This window comes from Ignavibacteriota bacterium, from assembly GCA_016212665.1.
Lineage (GTDB): Bacteria > Bacteroidota > Ignavibacteria > UBA10030 > SZUA-254 > FW602-bin19.
On record JACREZ010000028.1, the window covers coordinates 69,215 to 87,640 of the forward strand.

The 18,426-nt window shown below is 43.5% G+C and carries 14 protein-coding genes and 1 pseudogene; 6 read left to right on the forward strand and 9 right to left on the reverse strand.

The genetic code is table 11. From position 1 onward, the window contains the following. Positions 1-22 precede the first annotated feature (22 nt). From HY960_10120 to HY960_10140, 5 genes and pseudogenes are all read left to right on the forward strand, one after another. The gene (locus tag HY960_10120) at positions 23-1,000 is read left to right on the forward strand and encodes a N(4)-(beta-N-acetylglucosaminyl)-L-asparaginase (protein MBI5216095.1); all 978 of its coding nucleotides are present in this window, start codon (positions 23-25) and stop codon (positions 998-1,000) included. A gap of 124 nt (positions 1,001-1,124) precedes the next feature. Further along, positions 1,125-1,694 (forward strand): annotated as a pseudogene (locus tag HY960_10125) (zeta toxin family protein). Continuing rightward, positions 1,691-1,879 (forward strand): hypothetical protein, encoded by a 189-nt coding sequence (locus tag HY960_10130; GenBank protein ID MBI5216096.1) that lies wholly within the window; start codon positions 1,691-1,693, stop codon positions 1,877-1,879. Before HY960_10125 ends, HY960_10130 begins: the two are co-directional and overlap by 4 nt. Positions 1,880-2,072: 193 nt before the next feature. Beyond that, on the forward strand, positions 2,073-2,831 hold the full coding sequence (locus HY960_10135) for a copper homeostasis protein CutC (GenBank protein ID MBI5216097.1): 759 nt from the start codon (positions 2,073-2,075) through the stop codon (positions 2,829-2,831). Next, complete coding sequence (locus tag HY960_10140) at positions 2,828-5,191, forward strand: 6-phosphogluconolactonase (GenBank protein ID MBI5216098.1); 2,364 nt, start codon at positions 2,828-2,830, stop codon at positions 5,189-5,191. Before HY960_10135 ends, HY960_10140 begins: the two co-directional genes overlap by 4 nt. A 22-nt stretch (positions 5,192-5,213) precedes the next feature. Here HY960_10140 and HY960_10145 read toward each other — a convergent pair whose 3' ends face one another. From HY960_10145 to HY960_10185, 9 genes are all read right to left on the reverse strand, one after another. Then, complete coding sequence (locus tag HY960_10145) at positions 5,214-6,185, reverse strand: polyprenyl synthetase family protein (GenBank protein MBI5216099.1); 972 nt, start codon at positions 6,183-6,185, stop codon at positions 5,214-5,216. A gap of 8 nt (positions 6,186-6,193) precedes the next feature. Further along, positions 6,194-6,922, reverse strand: a complete 729-nt coding sequence (gene tatC / locus HY960_10150; GenBank protein MBI5216100.1) for a twin-arginine translocase subunit TatC — start codon at positions 6,920-6,922, stop codon at positions 6,194-6,196. Between the two features lie 49 nt (positions 6,923-6,971). Then, positions 6,972-8,117 carry a hypothetical protein gene (locus tag HY960_10155; GenBank protein ID MBI5216101.1) on the reverse strand — a complete coding sequence of 382 codons (1,146 nt, stop codon included), beginning with the start codon at positions 8,115-8,117 and terminating at the stop codon, positions 6,972-6,974. Between the two features lie 21 nt (positions 8,118-8,138). After that, on the reverse strand, positions 8,139-9,434 hold the full coding sequence (locus HY960_10160) for a serine hydroxymethyltransferase (GenBank protein ID MBI5216102.1): 1,296 nt from the start codon (positions 9,432-9,434) through the stop codon (positions 8,139-8,141). A 184-nt stretch (positions 9,435-9,618) separates the two neighbouring features. Further along, complete coding sequence (gene rpiB / locus HY960_10165; protein ID MBI5216103.1) at positions 9,619-10,056, reverse strand: ribose 5-phosphate isomerase B; 438 nt, start codon at positions 10,054-10,056, stop codon at positions 9,619-9,621. Positions 10,057-10,063: 7 nt separating this feature from the next. After that, entirely contained in the window at positions 10,064-11,323 is a 1,260-nt protein-coding gene (locus HY960_10170) for a hypothetical protein (GenBank protein ID MBI5216104.1), read from the reverse strand. 7 nt (positions 11,324-11,330) lie between these two features. Continuing rightward, positions 11,331-12,497: a DNRLRE domain-containing protein gene (locus tag HY960_10175; GenBank protein ID MBI5216105.1), complete on the reverse strand. Its 1,167-nt coding sequence runs from the start codon at positions 12,495-12,497 to the stop codon at positions 11,331-11,333. After that, positions 12,494-13,087: an HAD family hydrolase gene (locus tag HY960_10180; GenBank protein MBI5216106.1), complete on the reverse strand. Its 594-nt coding sequence runs from the start codon at positions 13,085-13,087 to the stop codon at positions 12,494-12,496. The genes HY960_10175 and HY960_10180 overlap by 4 nt, the downstream gene beginning before the upstream one ends. Further along, on the reverse strand, positions 13,088-13,948 hold the full coding sequence (locus HY960_10185; GenBank protein ID MBI5216107.1) for a glycogen/starch synthase: 861 nt from the start codon (positions 13,946-13,948) through the stop codon (positions 13,088-13,090). 418 nt (positions 13,949-14,366) lie between these two features. Here HY960_10185 and porU point away from each other — a divergent pair, with 418 nt between their 5' ends. After that, a complete protein-coding gene (gene porU, locus HY960_10190; GenBank protein MBI5216108.1) occupies positions 14,367-18,338 on the forward strand; it encodes a type IX secretion system sortase PorU in 3,972 nt (1,323 codons plus the stop codon). The last annotated feature ends 88 nt before the right edge of the window (positions 18,339-18,426 follow it).

Here is an 18,426-nt window from a genome sequence, read left to right on the forward strand (position 1 = left end):
GACGCGGAGAACACAGAAAAAAATGAACAGAAGAACCTTTATCAAAACAACATCACTCGCCGGAGTCACGTTAGCCACCTCTCAGCGCTTGATACCCAAAACTCAAAACCCAAAACTCAAAACTCCTTTGGTTGTGAACACGTGGGATTATAAACAAATCGTCCCCGAAACCGCGTATCAAACAATTCTCAACGGGGGGAGTGTTCTTGATGCGGTGGAAAAAGCCGTGATGATACCTGAGGCAGACCCGGAAGTGACAAGCGTGGGGCGCGGCGGATTTCCTGACAAGGACGGCAAAGTTACGCTTGATGCAAGCATCATGGATGGAAACGGAAACTGCGGTTCGGTCGTGTTTCTTGAACATATTCTTCACCCGGTTTCAGTTGCACGGTTGGTGATGGAAAAAACTCAGCATGTGTATCTTGCCGGAGAAGGGGCGTTACAGTTTGCCTTAGAAAATGGATTCACGAAAGAAAATTTGCTGACCGAGCAGGCGAAGAAGGAATATGAAAAATGGCTGAAAGAATCGAGTGACGAATCAATCAAAAAGCGGAAAGAAAACCATGACACAATTGGTTTGATTGCGATGGATGCGAACGGCGATATGGCAGGCGCGTGCAGTACGAGCGGAATGGCGTGGAAGATTCGCGGTCGTGTCGGCGATTCGCCCATGATTGGCGCAGGATTGTACGTTGATAATGAAGTCGGTGCGGCGACGGCAACGGGAATCGGTGAGGCGGTCATCAAAGTGTGCGGCAGTTTTTTGATAGTTGAGTTGATGCGACAGGGAAAATCTCCGCAGGAAGCATGTCAACTTGCGCTTGAACGAATTCTCCACAAACAACCACAGTACAAAGCAGACAACGGTTTTCTTGTCGGCTTCTGCGCGTTCAACAAAGATGGTGAGCACGGTGGATTTTGCTACAAGAAAGGATTTGAGTATTCGGTGTATAAGGATGGCAAGTATGAGGTGGTGAAGTCGAAGTATTTGAAGGATTGATGTAGGATTGAGGATTTACGTCTGAGTCATGTATGAACCTGAGTCCGTAGATTGAAAAAAAATACATTGAAATTATTTGAGAAAAAGTCGTTTCATATTACAAAAGTAATTGTTAATTTACTTCATGCCACGATTGTATATTATTGGTGGAGCGAATGGTTCCGGAAAAACCACTACAGCAAGCAAACTTCTACTGAATTTTCTTCAATGTAATGAGTTTGTCAATGCAGATACTATTGCAAGTGGTCTATCTGCGTTTAACCCAAACTGTATCAATTGAGGCGGGACGATTGATGCTTAAACGTATCCATTCACTCATTGATGAAAAAACAGATTTTGCTTTCGAGACCACGTTAGCGTCACGAACGTTTGTACCGTTAATAAAAGATGCAAAAGAAAAAGGGTACACATTCCACCTCATCTATCTTTGGCTTAATAGTCTTGAACTTGCAATCGAGCGTGTATAAAACGGGTCAGTTCTGGCGGACATCATGTATCTGAGGAAATTATCAAAAGAAGATTTGAAAGCGGAAGGAAAAATTTCGTCACATTGTATCGTCCTATTGCAGATACATGGATTGTGTACGACAATTCGGATGAATCGCCAATTCCGGTAGCTGAACTGACTGAAGATGACCGTATTGTAGTTTATTCTCAGAATGTTTGGGATCAAATAATTAAGGAAACACAATGACAGTTGAAGAGAAGAAACAATTACGAGAAAATATTGATGCAGGCATTAAAGCAGCAATTGCCGATGCATTAGAAAGACACCGTCGCCTCGGACAACCGATAGTTATCTCAAGAGCCGGAAAAATTATAACTCTGCAACCGGAAGAGATTGGGTTAAATGGAAAAAATCTGGAGAAAAACCATTAATACGATTAGAAGCAAGTTCATTTACGGCTTCTGTGCCTTCAACAAAGATGGCGAGCATGGTGGATTTTGCTACAAGAAAAGATTTGAGTATTCGGTGTATCGGGATGGGAAGTTTGAAGTTGTGAAATCGAAGTTTTTGAAGGATTGAATTAGGATTGGGGATTTACGATTGAGTCATTGACGATTGATTTTGATGAAGAACATTCAGTTAGAAATTTGTGTTGATTCTATAAAATCCGCGCTCGCCGCGCAGGAAGGAGAAGCGTCTCGCGTAGAATTATGCGGTGATTTAATTTCTGAAGGAACAACCCCAAGCGCAGGCATGATCGCTCTTGCAAGAAAAGTACTCACCATTCGCTTGCATGTGATGATTCGTCCGAGGAGCGGAGATTTTTGTTACTCCGATGCCGAGTTTGAAGTGATGAAGTGGGACATAATCACAGCAAAGCAATTCGGTGCGGATGGAGTTGTGTTCGGAGTTTTAACGAAAGAATACTCAGTTGATGTTGCACGAACGAAAGAATTGATTGCTCTTGCACGTCCAATGAGCGTAACGTTTCATCGTGCGTTTGATGTTGTGCAACTTCCTTTGCAGTCGCTGGAAGAAATAATTCAATGCGGTTGTAACCGACTTCTTACATCGGGACAGGCAAACACAGCAGAGGAAGGATTGCCTTTGTTGAAGGAACTTGTGCATCAGGCAAATGGAAGAATTATCATCATGCCGGCGAGCGGGATTACGTTATCAAACATAAACAGAATTATAGAGGAAACGGGAGCAGGAGAAATTCATGTTGGTAAAGCGGTGTGTGATGTTGTCGAATATTCTGATGCCCGAATGTTTAATGCCAAGCGACAGGTTGTGAACGCAAATAAAGTGCAAGAGATGTTGAAAGAATTCACCACGCCTGTCCGCCTCGGGCGGAGATGCACGGAAAGGAACACTGATTGACACAGATAATTTACAACTCAAGTTCAAGCGTTGAAGCATTCGAACTATCAAGAAGCAAGCACCAATCAATCTATTCCCCAACAGAAAAAATACAAGTGATTGAAGTGGAGAATTTTCCGTTACTCGGAAAGTTAACTGCGCTTCGGTTTATCGAGTGGGTACAGAAAAATCGCGGTGGAGTTATTTCTCTGCCGACGGGAAAAACTCCTGAACATTTCATTAAATGGGTTCAGAGGATTCTTTCTCGGTGGGAGTCAAAAGACATTCAGCAGTTGCTTGAACTGTACGGAGTAGATGGAAGGACAAAACCCGACATGCAAAGTCTCTCGTTTGTTCAGATTGATGAGTTTTATCCGATGGACAGCCGTCAGCAGAACAGTTTCAATTATTATGTGAACGAGTTTTACATCAAGGGATTTAGTCTTGATGCACGAAAAACATTGCTGATTGATTCAACCTCGCTCGGACTTCCTGAGGGAAAGAACATGGAAGAGGTTTTTCCCGACAACATTGTTGACTTGACCCTTCGTATCAGGCAAACACGAACCGAACTTGAGCGGCTGCAAAAAAGCGTCATCAATCGTGTTGACGAGTTTTGCATGGAGTATGAATCGAAGATTCGAGAGATGGGCGGCATAGGATTTTTCCTCGGCGGTATCGGTCCCGATGGACACATTGCGTTTAATGTCCGTGGTTCAAGCGTGTATTCTGTAACGCGCCTCACCGGAACGAATTACGAAACGCAAGCCGCCGCGGCTACGGATTTGGGAGGAATGGAAACCTCGCGCAATCGTCTTGTCATTACTATCGGACTTGCGACGATAACGTACAACCCTACTTGCACAGCAATTATTATTGCTGCAGGAGACGCGAAGGCAAAAATTGTTTCCGATGCAATCCAACATGAAAAGAATCCACAGTATCCTGCTTCGGTGCTTCAGGAGTTGGAGAACGCGAGGTTCTATCTCACCAAAGGCGCGGCATCGGAACTTGTTGAACGGAAATATTTTGATTTCTCATCAAGGGAAAACTATTCAGAAGCAGAACGAGACGATGTTGTCATTTCACTTTCTTTATCGAAGAACAAACCGCTCCATGAATTAACGAAAGATGATTTTGAAAGCGATAAGTTTGCTTCGATGCTTCTCAAAAAGACGTTATCTTCTCATCTCGAAATTACGTTGCAAGCACGTCAGCGAATTATACAGAATATCGAAAAAGGGTTGAAGCATGTTTCTCAAACAACCTTCTTGCACACCGAACCGCACCACGATGACATCATGCTTGGCTATCTTGCGCATTTGTATCATCTCGTTCGCGATGCAACAAACCAGCATTACTTTGCAAATCTGACTTCCGGGTTTACGGCAGTAACAAACGCGTTTGTCCTTGAGACGTTGAAAGAGTTAGAAGATTTTTTAGACGATGCCGAACTTCTTCGATTGTTGAAGGACGATTACTTCGCTTCGGAAAATACCATCGCACGGATGGCAGACGTGTATCTTTTCCTCGATGGGGTTGCCGCAAATAATCCGGAAAAGAAGAAGCGTGCTGAAGCATATCGCTTGTTCCGAAATTTGTCGGATGTTTATCAAACATCCGACATGAATGCGTTGAAACAGCATATCAAACAGTTACATGAATATTTTACCATGCAATACCCCGGAGCGAGAGACAAGCACGATGTTCAAACACTGAAAGGAACGTTTCGCGAATTCGAGGTCGAGTTGCTCTGGGCATATTTCGGAATTGAAGCGAGTTCAATCCGTCCGTTGCGGTTGGGATTTTACACGGGAGATATTTTTACCGATGAGCCGGAGTTGCACCGAGACGCGCTTCCGATTTATGAATACATGAAAGAAGTGAAACCGGATATTGTCAGCGTCGCGTTCGACCCCGAAGGAAGTGGACCGGACACGCATTACAAAGCATTGCAGGCGGTAGCAGGGGCGTTAAAAAAATATCAGGAAGAAGCGAAAATTTCTGATGTGAAAGTGTGGGGATACAGGAATGTCTGGTATCGGTTCAAACCTGCAGAAGCGAATTTGTTTGTTCCGGTTTCTTTGAATTCACTTTCGATGTTGCACTCTGCATTTATGAATTGTTTTGGTTCTCAGAGAGCCGCCTCATTTCCGAGTTACGAACATGATGGACCATTTTCAAAACTCGCTCAGAAAATACAGGTCGAGCAATACGAGATGTTGAAAACATGTCTTGGCGAAGAGTTCTTTTTGAAGAATTCTCACCCGCGTCTGCGTGCGGCTCGGGGGTTTATCTTTTTGAAAGAGATGAATCTCGAAGAGTTCTTTACACAGGTTCGGGAGTTGAAGAAACGAACAGAGGCGAAGGAAAATCTGTAAGAAGACTTTGCTTCCATCCTCCTTATTTACTTCGCTCCATCACAAACTCCACGAAACGTTCCAACGCTTTCTTTGCGGGGGAAGTTGGTAACGATTGAAGCGCATCGTTGGCAAGCGATGAATACTCTTCTGCTTTCTTCGCTGCATACTCAATGCCGCCAAATTCGTAGGCGAACTCGACGAGTTGCTGTAAATCCTTCTTATTTGCTCCGTCTTTAATGATTTTGAGCATTTGCTTTGATTGCTTTGTCGGCGCTTTTGCGAGCGAGTGAATCAACGGCAACGTAATTTTCTTTTCTTTCATGTCCAAGCCGGTCGGTTTGCCGGTGATACTTTTTCTTCCGGTGTAATCGAGTAAGTCATCCCGAATCTGAAACACCATGCCGAGATTTTCGCCGTATTCTTTCATTCGTTGAAGGAGTATTGAATCCTTCGTGACGCTTGCAGTTCCGATTTGTGTGCAGGTTGAAATGAGAGAGGCGGTTTTGTCAGAGATGATTTTCAAATATGTTGCTTCATCAATATCGAGGTCGCGGCTTTTTTTGATTTGGAGAATCTCTGCCTCGCTCATTCTGCGAACGGAATCGGAAATAATTTTCAAGAACTGAAAGTCGTTGTTATCGAGCGAAAGCAACAATCCTTTCGCCAGCATGTAATCGCCCATCAGCACGGCGATTTTATTTTTCCACACAGCGTTGATGGAGGCGAGTCCGCGTCGTGTGTCCGCATCATCCACCACATCGTCGTGGATGAGTGTGGCGGTGTGAAGAATCTCGACGAGCGATGCGCCTCGGTAGGTGCTTTCGTTTACTTCGCCACATGCTTTCGCTGTGAGCAGAACAAGAATTGGGCGAATTTTTTTCCCTTTTTGCCGAACGATGTATTTCGCTATGACATCCACGAAGGCAACCTTCGAGCGCATCGCTTCTTTGAAGCGGTCTTCAAACCGGTCAAGTTCGTGACGGATGGGTTCTTTGATTTCAGAAAATGACATAAACTCTTTTATGGTGTTGAAAGTGAAGCGTTTCGTTTGCGCTGCGCGATGCCGGCAATCCAAATGCTGATTTCGTAGAGAAGTAAAATCGGCAGTGAGAACACGCCCATAGTTATCGGGTCGGTGGTCGGGGTAACGATTGCGGCGAGAATCAGGATCGCAACGATTGCGTGGCGACGGTAATGCCGCATGAACGCAGGCGTGAGTAATCCGAGCCGTGCAAGAAAATACGCAACCATCGGCAGTTCAAAAATCAAACCGGAGATGAGAACCAACTGAATCACGAAACTCATGTACTCGTTTACCGAAATCATGTTCTTGATGTCGGAGGTTCCGAACGTGGCAAAGAACTGCAACATGTACGGAAGCATAATAAAGTACGCAAAAGATACGCCTGCAAGGAAACAAAATGAAGTAAAAAAAACAATTGATGAAATATGTTTCCGCTCTTTCGGCATCAGCCCTGGCTGAATGAACTTCCACACCTGAAATAAAATCCATGGCATGGAAAGGATTAAGCCGGAGACAATCACAACCATCATATAAAACGTAATTTGCCCGTACGGTACGGTGTTGATGATTTCGATGGGAGGAGTGGTCAATCGTCCGGGTCGAAGCACGACATCATTGACAATCCAATCGGCAAAGTATCCGGTGATTGCCATGCAGATAATCAATCCCATCAACGCCTTGACGATGCGCCACCTGAGTTCCTCAAGGTGGTCGAGGAACGTCATTTCGCGTTCGTCGGTGGTGGGCTCTTCCGATGAAATATGTTCGTCTGAGTTATTCACTTTCGGTTTTACTAAAAAGATTTTTATTGTACTTCAGACTAATTGTAAAAACGTCCAAAGAATTGTTTGCAGTGATATCCCATCCATTATACACACTTGTATTGAGGGGAATATTACTGTAATCAAAAGAAAGTGTGATTGGAATATTAGGTACGATTCTTTCGAAAGGGATATTCAAACCAAATCCAAAACGGGTTGATGGTTTACCCTTTTCACCATAAACGCTCCTATAAGGATTAATGTAACCACCTAAGCGAAAAGAGAAGACTTCAAAAAAGGAAATCTCACTACCATAGCCCCAAAAATCGCGAGAGTCATTTTGTCGTTCATCAGCATTCAATAGGTTTCTGTATTCTCCCGTTAATAAAAGTTGAACTGGAGTTAAATTCTCATTGAGAGGTGATTTGAACTTCAATGAATATGAAAAACCAAAGCGCAGGTAACGGGGGAGTTTTTCAAAATGTTCTTCGATTTGTCCTACTGGATCAGGGGGAGATTTCACACGGTAATCTGTTCCATAATTTTGAATAGAACATCCGAAAATTAATTCATCATGAATAGATTGAAGTTGTTTTGCCAAAGTGGTTGAATACATTGACCCGATATCAATAAGGATCGGTAAAGAAGAAGTCTCATTTAAAGGAACTGGAATCCCCTCAGTTTGCGATTCAACAAAATTAAAAGTTTTGACAATTATCCCAACCGAAAAATTTTTCAAAAGTAGTTTTGAATACTTTGCTAAAAATACATGATCATAGAAGTGGACTTTTCCTATTGGAGTAGGGTCGTTGAGAGTCACAACTCCTTCACCCCAATCATACCGATTATACATGAAACCAAACTCTCCTAAGATGGACGAATAACTCATTGAAAAATTATACAACTTAGTTTCATTAATTTGGTCAAAAAAATTAGCTCGGCGTAAGGAATAAGAAATTATCAATCCTCTTTTGCCTGAATATGAAGCCGGATTGTACAATAAGGAAGAAATAGGATGTTTGACTGCTACAAACGATTCACCCATTGAAATGCTTCGAGAATCGGAGGGAATATCTAACGATGAGTTGTATGGAAATTGTGAGAACACAGATGAAAAAGTAATGAAAAATAATAAGACGATGAAAATAATCCGAATCATAAAACCTTCCTATTTATATGTTTATACCAACTTAGAATACAACGGAAACTTCTCACACAACAATTTCACTTTATTCTCCACATCTCGGTACACATCCGTCTTTCCAACATTCCTCAACACTTCATCAATCAACTCACCGACAATTTCCATTTCCGGTTCTTTCATTCCGCGGGTTGTCAGTGCGGGAGTGCCGACACGGATGCCGCTGGTGATGAGCGGACTCTTGTCATCGAATGGGACAGCATTTTTGTTGACGGTAATTCCTGCAAGGTCAAGCGCTTCCTGTGCGGCTTTTCCTGTAAGATTTTTATTCCGCAAGTCAATCAGCATCAGGTGGTTGTCCGTTCCGCCGGAGATGATGTTGTAGCCAAGCGACATCAACTTACTTGCGAGCGCTTGTGCGTTCTTGATGATTTGCTTCGCGTACGTTTCAAATTCCGGTTGAAGATTTTCGAGGAAGCCGACTGCTTTTGCCGCAATCACGTGCATCAACGGTCCACCTTGAATGCCGGGAATAACCATTGAATCGAGTAACTCAGACATCATTTTTGTTCTGCCTGATTTCGGCGCAACCAAGCCAAAGGGATTTTCAAAATCTTTTCCGAGCAGAATCAAACCGCCGCGGGGACCGCGCAGGGTTTTGTGCGTCGTCGAAGTAACGACATGACAATGGGGAACCGGGTCGTTCAGCAATTTCTTTGCAATCAATCCGGCGGGATGAGCTATGTCGGCAAAGAGAAACGCACCGACTTTATCTGCAATCTGACGGAATGCCTTGTAATCAATGTTGCGTGAGTATGCGCTCGCACCGACAGTAATCATTTTCGGTTTCTCACGAGTTGCAACTGCTTCGACATCGTCGAGGTCAATGTAGCCGGTTTCTTTTTTCACACCGTACGCAACGAAGTTGTACAATTGTCCGGAGAAATTAACCGGCGAACCGTGCGTGAGATGTCCGCCGTGCGAAAGGTTCATCCCCAACACTTTATCTCCCGGTTTGATGAAGGTGAAATAGACAGCCATGTTTGCCTGTGAGCCGGAGTGAGGCTGAACGTTCGCGTACTCCGCGCCGAACAGTTTTTTCACACGGTCTCGTGCGATGTTTTCCGCGACATCAACAAATTCGCACCCGCCGTAATAGCGTTTGCCGGGATAGCCTTCGGCGTATTTATTTGTCAGAGTGGAGCCGAGCGCTTCAAGCACAGCCGTGCTGACGAAGTTTTCGGAGGCAATCAGTTCGAGTTTGGTGTTTTGACGATTGGTTTCGTTTTGAATTGCTTGGAAGATGTCGGGGTCGCGTTTGTTTAGTGTATTCATAGTTCTTGTTCGGGAGTTGTTTTCATTTCACATTTTTATAAACCGCAAAGGGCACAAAGTTGATACGCAAAGGACACAAAGAAATTTTCGTTTTGTTGAAGTTGGTTCATGAATAATCAATCTTAAATCTTCAATCATAAATCTTGAATCCTAAAATCTCAAAACGCAAATCTCAAAACTCATATCAAAGTGAAGTAAGCGTGTGGATTTTTTCAATTCGTTTCTGATGTCGTCCGCCTTCAAAATCTGTAGTGAGAAATGTTTTGATGATTTCGATTGCCCGTTCCCAAGGAATGATGCGGGAGCCGAGGCAGAGAATGTTTGCATCGTTGTGGAGACGTGTGAAGCGTGCGGCGTCAACCGATTCAACAACGGCGGCGCGGACGTTTTCATGTTTGTTGGCAACGATGCACATCCCGATTCCCGTTCCGCAGACAAGAATTCCGGTTTCAAATTTTCCAGAGGAAACTCCTGATGCTACTTTGTGTGCGAAGTCGGGATAGTCAACCGATTCGGTAGAGTGCGTTCCGAAATCAATGAACTCGTAGTCAAGTGAAATCAGGAGTTCTTTTACTTTTTCTTTGAATTCAAAACCTGCGTGGTCTGCGCCGAGAGCAATCATACATCACCTATTCTTCTTCTGATGGAACGAACCAACGCTCGCTTCCGCTCAACGTAAAGGAGAGTCGAAGAATTTTATCTTTCTGCAAACCGTTGTTCGTTGTTCCGCGGAAACTGTATTCTGCGGCAATGTTCAATCGAGTGTCGCTGAAAATCGGAACGCCGAACCCGCCCGTGAATCCGAGTTCATCAATCGGCTCGTTATTGATTTTGTAATACGATGCGTCGTAGAAAAATCCTGCACGGTATGCGATGCGCTGGAAAAATGTTGCCGTTCCTTCACGACGTGGAAACAACTCGCCGCCAATGCTGAAGCGATAACTATCGCGGAAGTTTCCGGTGACGACTCCGTTGCCGGAGAAATTGCTCCATTGCTGGACGTGGAGGTCGCTTGCAACAAGAAATTCCGGCGTACGAAACGCAACGCCGATGCCGAATCGAAACGGAATCGTAAACTGAGATTCGGGAAGTGAAATTGTGTCACGCGTTGTTACGCTCTGATTCGTCGCATCATATTTCAAAAAATGTTCTTCCGTTCCTGAAACGGTTGAAGCGGTTGCGGCAATCAAACCAAGCGTCAACGAGCGACTTGTATCGAGATGAAGAATATTGTTCAAGCCGGAATAAATCAGACCGAACGAAGCGCCCATCCCGTGCAACTGCATCGAACGAATTTCTTCCGCATTGGAATACTCCGAGATGCTGAATTTCTGTGAGACGATATGCCGCATTGTGCCGAAGTAGTAAGTGTATTTCGCTCCGATGTTGAAATCGGGATGCGGGGCGAATGAGAGACCGAGATGACTTTCGGAAATTCCGCCTTCGCCTTTATGATTGATGTTGTACAACAAACTTCCGAACGAGGCATTCGACACAATATTATAGTTGATGGTGCTGAACGGAGTGATGCCCGCGCCGAGAACAATTCCCGACGGAGTATAGACAGGAAATGCAACCATGAATCCGCCGAACGATGTCCCGCTGAGAAATGCAGAGTTGGTTCCATCGGTTGTGTTATATCCTTCGTACATCGCACCAATGGAGAATCGAGTTCGGTTAATTGTTGACCACGAAGCCGGATTGAGCCCTTCGATGCTGCTGGAAGAAAACGCTGCGATGCCGGTGTTAGCCATTCCGCTTGCGCGGTCAGAGTAAAAATATTTCAGGTCGCCGATGCCGTATCGTGAATATCCTGAGCCGCCGTTTCCTGAAATCAACAACGAACTGCATGAGAAAATGAGAAAGAGAAAAATTCTAAATCGGTTCATGTTCGACTCACGGTAAAATTGTGTAGGTGATTTTCAATTGCGGTCGGAGCGTAGAATCGCTCGCTACGTTCGAATAAAAAGCATATCGGTCGGCAGAGATAAACTCGTTTCCTGCACGAATGACGAAACCGTTGTTCGATACTTTCTTTGATGCGAGTTGTTGAACGAGTGTTTTTACATCAAGTGATATAATCGTTGCTGTGTCACTTGCAAAACTTCCGGTGGCAGTCAGTGAACTGAGTTTCGGTGGCGATGCGCCGTCAAGGTCAAGATGCGCTATGAAACTGTTCGATGTTTGAGAATTTCTCAGTGATTGATTTTTTTCGAGTGAGAGTTGTAACGTTGCGGCAGTGATGCTCGCTTGTTTCGGAATCAAGGAAAGGTCGAAGTGTAGTTTGCCGCGGTAAGCAATTCCTGCCTGAAGATAAAAAAGAGAATCAGTCGTTAAAGGAATAGAGCCGTTAGCAACAAAGACCTGTTGAAATGGTTTTAGCGTTAAGGTCGAACGCGAGGTATTGGTGTCGCTTCGATACGAAATATATAACTCCGGTCGTGAATCGGTGCTACTAACATACACAGTTGATGCACCGATGATAATATTCGATGTTGAAGTCGGAATGAGAACGATGCCATAAGGAGAACTGAGTTTCAATGTATCGTGGAACCATTTTCGGACGACAGCATCAACCCGCATTTCAATGGTTGAATCAAGCACGGTAATATTTTTCAGGAACGATGTATCATCAACCGTACTAACGAGAGTAGGAACATTAGTGCTGTCCCATGTCAGTGAGTCTTTGGTCCATGAGCGTATCATCCGTCGGATGTGAAGTCCGAACTCACCGACAGAATCTTTGAACCGGTACGTAATCGGAAAACGTAAAATGGCAGTATCAATAATTGCGTTGGGCGCGTCGGTAGGAATTCCGGAGAATTGGATGATTGCCCTCGCTTCGATACCTTCATCCATGCCGACGAGTTGACGTGTCGAGCCGCCCATGATGCGTGAGAGATATGATGTATCGAGAGTGGCTATCGTTGTAAGAGTTCGAATGCCGACAGAATCCTGTGGCGGTAGTAAACCGATACCGACGGAATTCGGGTCGTCGCTACATCCGAGCCAAATTGAAAAAATCAAAATCAGAAAAAGGAAAAAAGAAAATTGTTGTTTCATGAAACTTGTTTGTTTGCTCTTGCTGTGAGTTGTTGTTTGATGAATTGTACTGCGTCGTAACTATCTTCCGCTATGTACGCAGGGTGAACGTTGTTTTGTTGAAGAAGGTTCATTTCTTTCAATCCGTAGCCGGTTTTAACAAGAATTCCTGTTGCGCCTGCATTGATTGCTGTTTGAATGTCTATCAATTTATCACCGACAACAAAGGAGGATGCAAGGTCGATGTGAAATTCCAGAGCGGCTTGAAGCAACATTCCTGTTTTCGGTTTTCGACATTCACAGTTTGCACGATATGGCGGTTCACCATAGTCAGGATGATGCGGACAATAATAGAGTTTGTCAATCGTACAATGTTCATTGTGTAATAATTGAAGAAGTGAATTGTTGACGAGTTGAACTTGCAGTTCACTCATGAACCCGCGTGCTACTCCCGCCTGATTTGAAATAATAAACACTTTACTGCCTGTCGTGTTGGCCTCAAGAATCGCTTTTGTTGCTCGCGGGATGAGTTTCAGTTGTTCGGGCGAGGAAAGATAATTGCCCTCTTCATTGATAGTACCGTCACGGTCGAAGAAAATGCCGACGTGCATTTACTTCGGCATTTTTGCGAGGTCGGAATAAATCGAAACAAACTTCTCAGCAAGTTGTTCATGTTTGCTGCCGTTTGCCATCGGCGAAGTAAGTGAGATGATGGATTTCTTTTGTTGCTTGAATAAATCCATCAAACTTTCTTCCGTCGAAAATTTCTTATCGGCTTTTGCGCCAACCGTGGTTATAACATCCGCATATTCCAACCCTGCCCGCAGAAAATCAAGTTTGCCCGTCTTTGAACCGTTTGTAGTAAAAATCGAAGAAGGCAATCCTGTCTTTTCCACTGAGGTGCTTGGAAATGAACCGTGATAGGCGAGATTATACGCTGTGAAAATTGTTTTCACATTCTTGAAGTACGGGTCATTTTTGTACAATGTTTTCAAATAGACCGGAATGAGTCCGCACTGCCAATCGTTGCAATGAATAATTTTCGGTTGCCAACCGAGGCGTTTCAACGTTTCAAGAATTCCGCGGCAGAAGAAAATGAATCGTTCATCGTTGTCGGGAAAGTATTGTTTCGTTTCGGGATGGCTATACAATCCGACTCGGTTAAAAAACTTATCGTTGCTGACAAAGTACACCTGCACCTTTTTATTATCTGTGGCGAGATATGATGATTTGACGTATGCAAGTTCGCTTCCGCTTCCCATAGGAATCGGAATGTCTTTCATACGGAGTAAACGGTGCAGGTGATTACGGCGTTCATTGATAAAGCCATATCCCGGAAGCATGACTCGAATTTCATGCCCCATAGATTTCACTAACTTGGGGAGTGCGGCAGCTACTTCAGCGATGCTGCCTGTTTTTGCAAATGGTTCTACTTCGCTCGCGACGAAAAGAATGTCTAATGGTTTGGACATGCCCTTTTTTCTTCAAAAATGGAATAAAATCCAGAAGTTCGTCTACAAGGTACAATTTTTTCAACAGAAAAACAAGCTAACTTTTATGCAAATTTTCAGAAAATGATTTTTACGGTCAGAAAAAATATTTTGAAATTTTCAAAAAGCATTTGACAATCAGAAAAATCTTCTCTATATTCACCTACATTTAATCAGGAATAAACAGAAAGTTTTCTATAGAAATATTTGTTAAAGGTTTTTACAGCAACAGTCGAAATCTATCCGACATTCATGCTGGTATATTTTTTTTTCTGAACCTTTGACGATATTTTACTAACGGGTGTTGATACAGCCGGTGTCAGGGTTCTGACATCGGCTTTTTTATTTACTTATGCTTAGTCTGAACGTTCTCTATCAATATAAATCAATAATTATTTTTTTGGTTTGTTTTTCAATCGTTGATGTGAAAGCAATCGAAAAGGATTTTCGTATCATAAAATCTGATGCAAACGGAATCACTCTTGAGTACGAACCAACTTCAACCGAATTTCTTAAAGTAAAATTCGGAGTAGAAGAGTTCTACCGATTTCGTGGCGCTGATTGTTATCCGGCTACGGAACAAAGCCTGGGTTTTCCTGAATTATTTATGCGCGCGTTACCGATTCGGTTAATGGGTGCAGACGGAAATTCGGTAGAAGTAATGAATCTTGAGTATGAAGAAATGCAAAACATCCTGCTTCAACCTGTTCCGACGTTTCAACAATCGGATGTTGGAATGTCGCCGTTGTTTGAAATGAAGAAAGATGCCTATTCACAAAATTCATTTCTCCCGGAGAAAGTTGTTGAGTTGAAGAATGTCGGGGAGACGCGCGGGGTGATTCTGGGGAATTTATTGTTCAGTCCGTTTCAATACAATCCGGCGACAAGAACGGTAAAAAAAATAACACGACTTGTCGTTCGTGTAAATTTCGGAGCGAGCGATGCGGTAAGCCAGCACCCCGATGAACTTGTAGAAGGAATTGCAATCAATCAAAAAGAATTACAATCGGTTCCGAGAGTTGTAAAGTCGGTAAGGACAAGTTCGTTACAAAACAGTCTTCTCGCATCTGGAATGTGGTTCAAATTTTCCATCAACGAAAGCGGAATGTACAAACTCCAGGGGAGTACATTGCTCGCAACGGGAATTCCTGCCGGCACGAATCCAATCAACATCAAACTGTATAACAACGGCGGTGAAGAACTACCTGTATCTGTTACGGCAAACGTGATGGATGATTTGAACGAAGTTGCCATCTATACTTTTGATGCGACATCAAACAATACGTTAGATGCGGATGATTACGTTCTCTTCTACGGCAAGGGTGTTCGGGGTTGGAAATATAATGAAGGAACGAAGACATTTTCACATTTTCTCAATCACTTCACCGAATCGAATGTGTATTGGTTGAGAGTTGATGACTCCCCATCGAAACAAATGTCGCCGCTAACTTTTAGTACGCAACCCGTGGAATATCAACCGGCAACGATAAACGCGAAGTTGTATCGCGAGGATGAAAAAATCAATGTAACAAATTCGGGACTTGAATGGCTCGGACAGCAATTTAACTTTGGTGAATCCATTACTTACATTCATCCCTTGTCGGGGCTTGATGGTTCAAAGCCGATTGTGTATAAGTTTCGTGTCGGTGCACAGGCACTAGGATATTCGAATTTCACAATCTATGAACACTCGGATGTTATTCTTACCACGCCACTGATTTATCCGACAAACATTGCTCGCTACGGACCATATTTTGTCGGAACGTACCCGGCAGTTTTAACAGACTCAGTGATGCCGAATTTTTCCGATGACCAAAGCCGTATCCGTTTTGCATTTACATCGGATGACAGAAACGGTTACGGCTTTCTGGACTCGTATGAAATATTCTATCAACAATTTCCCAAAGCACAGGGGAACAGTTTAGCCTTTCATACACATGATGTTTCCGCTGTAACCCAATACAAGATTCCCGGATTTACGACGAATCAGGTTTTCCTGTTTGATGCCTCGCGATATGATAGCGTTCTCATCAACACCAATCCAAATCTTACTGTGGACACATGTTCGTTTACGCTTCAATTGACTTCGGGAAGTTCACGGGAAATTTTCGCTGTTGGGAAAAATAGCTTCTTATCGGTAGGACCCTTGACACGAGTGAACAATCAAAATCTGCATGGAGATACAACAGAAGCAGATGAAATTATTGTAACAAATTCAGAATTCATGTCAGCGGCGGAGCGGTTGAAAACGCACCGGGAACGTCCGGGGAGCGAGTATCTGAAAACGCTTATCGTTGACATCGAAAAAATTTACAACGAGTTTGGCGGCGGATTACCAAGTCCGTATGCGATAAGAAATTATATCAAATACTGTTACAATAACTGGATAAAGAAACCAAAATATTTACTTCTGTTTGGTGATGGCGATTTCGATTATCGCGGAATTCTGACTCAGCGAGCAAATAAAATTCCAGTGTGGGAAACCGGGACAGAATTTGACCCGATTAATTCCTATACGACGGATGATGATTTTGTCATTTTCAATTCATCGAACCGGGTTGCATTGGGAGTGGGAAGAATTCCTTCACGAACACTTTCTGAAGCGAATGCTGTCGTTGATAAAATTATAGAATATGAAACTCATCCAGTTCAAGATTTGTGGAAGTTACGACTTACTCTGGTTGCTGATGATGGGTGGACACCTGAACACGGTGACCGCGAGGGATTCCAACATGCGGAGAATATCAGAGATATATCTGATATTGTCCCTCAATTATTTCAAACAAAAAAAATATTTTTGCATGAATACCCGATTGTTTTCACCGCTAACGGAAGAAGAAAACCGGCAGTCAACGAAACGATTCGTAATTATATTAATCAAGGAACACTCATAGTAAATTTTGCGGGACATGGTAATCCACGGCTTTGGACTCACGAGCAAGTGTTTGTACGAGAAACTGATTTTCCATTGTTGTCAAATAAAGGAAAGTACTTTTTCCTCATTGCCGCCACCTGCAATTATTCAGCAATTGATTTATTAAACGAACAGAGTAGTGGTGAAGTGTTGGTATTACTTCCGAATGCGGGCGCAATTGCTACTTATAGTGCTACTCGTCCAGTGTATGCCCCGGAAAATTTCGACTTGAATACTACATTATATAATAAACTGTTCGAGAAGAATTCTTCCGGACAAACCATCCCCCGACGATTCGGTGACATTATTTTTCATACCCGCCAAAATCAAACGGGTGTTAACGACAGAAAATATGTTTTGCTTGGAGATCCGGCAGTTAGAATTGCAATTCCACGATTGCTTGCATCAATTGATAGCATCAATGGAGTTCCATCTTCGCAAACAGCACAACTTCAGGCTTTGAGTAACTCGTCTCTACGCGCTACTGTCCGAGACACGACGAAATCGATAATAAACATTTATGATGGAACAGCTCAGGTTGTTGTGTTCGATGCTGAAAGAACGGTGAGAATTGTTCAAGAGGGATTCGAGCCGCTTGATTACAAAACCGATGGCAACGTCATCTTTCGCGGCGAAGCAAAAATTGACAGCGGAAAACTTACGACACAATTTATTGTCCCGAAAGATATTTCCTATACAAATGAACAAGGTCGTGTGACGGTGTATTTTTCGGATGGAACAACTGACGGCGCGGGATTTACGACCAACGTTCGCATCGGTGGAACCGATACCACAGCAGGCAATGATACGGAAGGTCCGGCAATTCGTCTCTTTCTTGATAGAAGAACATTCCGGAGCGGTGATGTTGTGAGTGCAACACCGCTTCTTATCGCCGACCTTGAAGATGAACACGGCATCAATACTTCGGGCGCGGGAATCGGTCATCGAATTGAATCGTGGCTCGATGAGAATCCGCAAAGCGCAGACCTGACAGCGTTCTACAAAAGTAATCTCAATACGTATCAGGAAGGAGCGGTTGAATATTCGCTCGGCGCGCTGACTCCCGGAACGCACAAGATTCGTCTTCGTGCATGGGATACCTACAACAACGCTTCGACATCGGAAACCGTGTTCGACGTTGTCAACTCTGTAGGATTAAGATTGACAAGTGTGTTCAACTATCCGAATCCGTTTTCTTCATCTACCATTTTCAGCATCGAACATAACCAATATGAAAGTGTTGATGCGGAAGTAAAAATTTATACCGTTGCCGGTCGTCTTATTCAATCACTCGAACAAAACAATGTCAACAATCAAATAATAAACATGACATGGGACGGGCGAGACCGTGATGGGGATGAAATTGCTAACGGAATTTATTTGTATAAAGTCATTGTTACAACCTCCGACCGTCGGTTGACGGGCGAGGCGTATGGTAAGCTGAGTGTGTTACGCTAACCTGTGAAAATGAAAGTTGTATATCAAAACAAAAGACAATACATTTACACGGGTGAAGCTTCAAATAGTTTTAATTCATCTCGTTTTA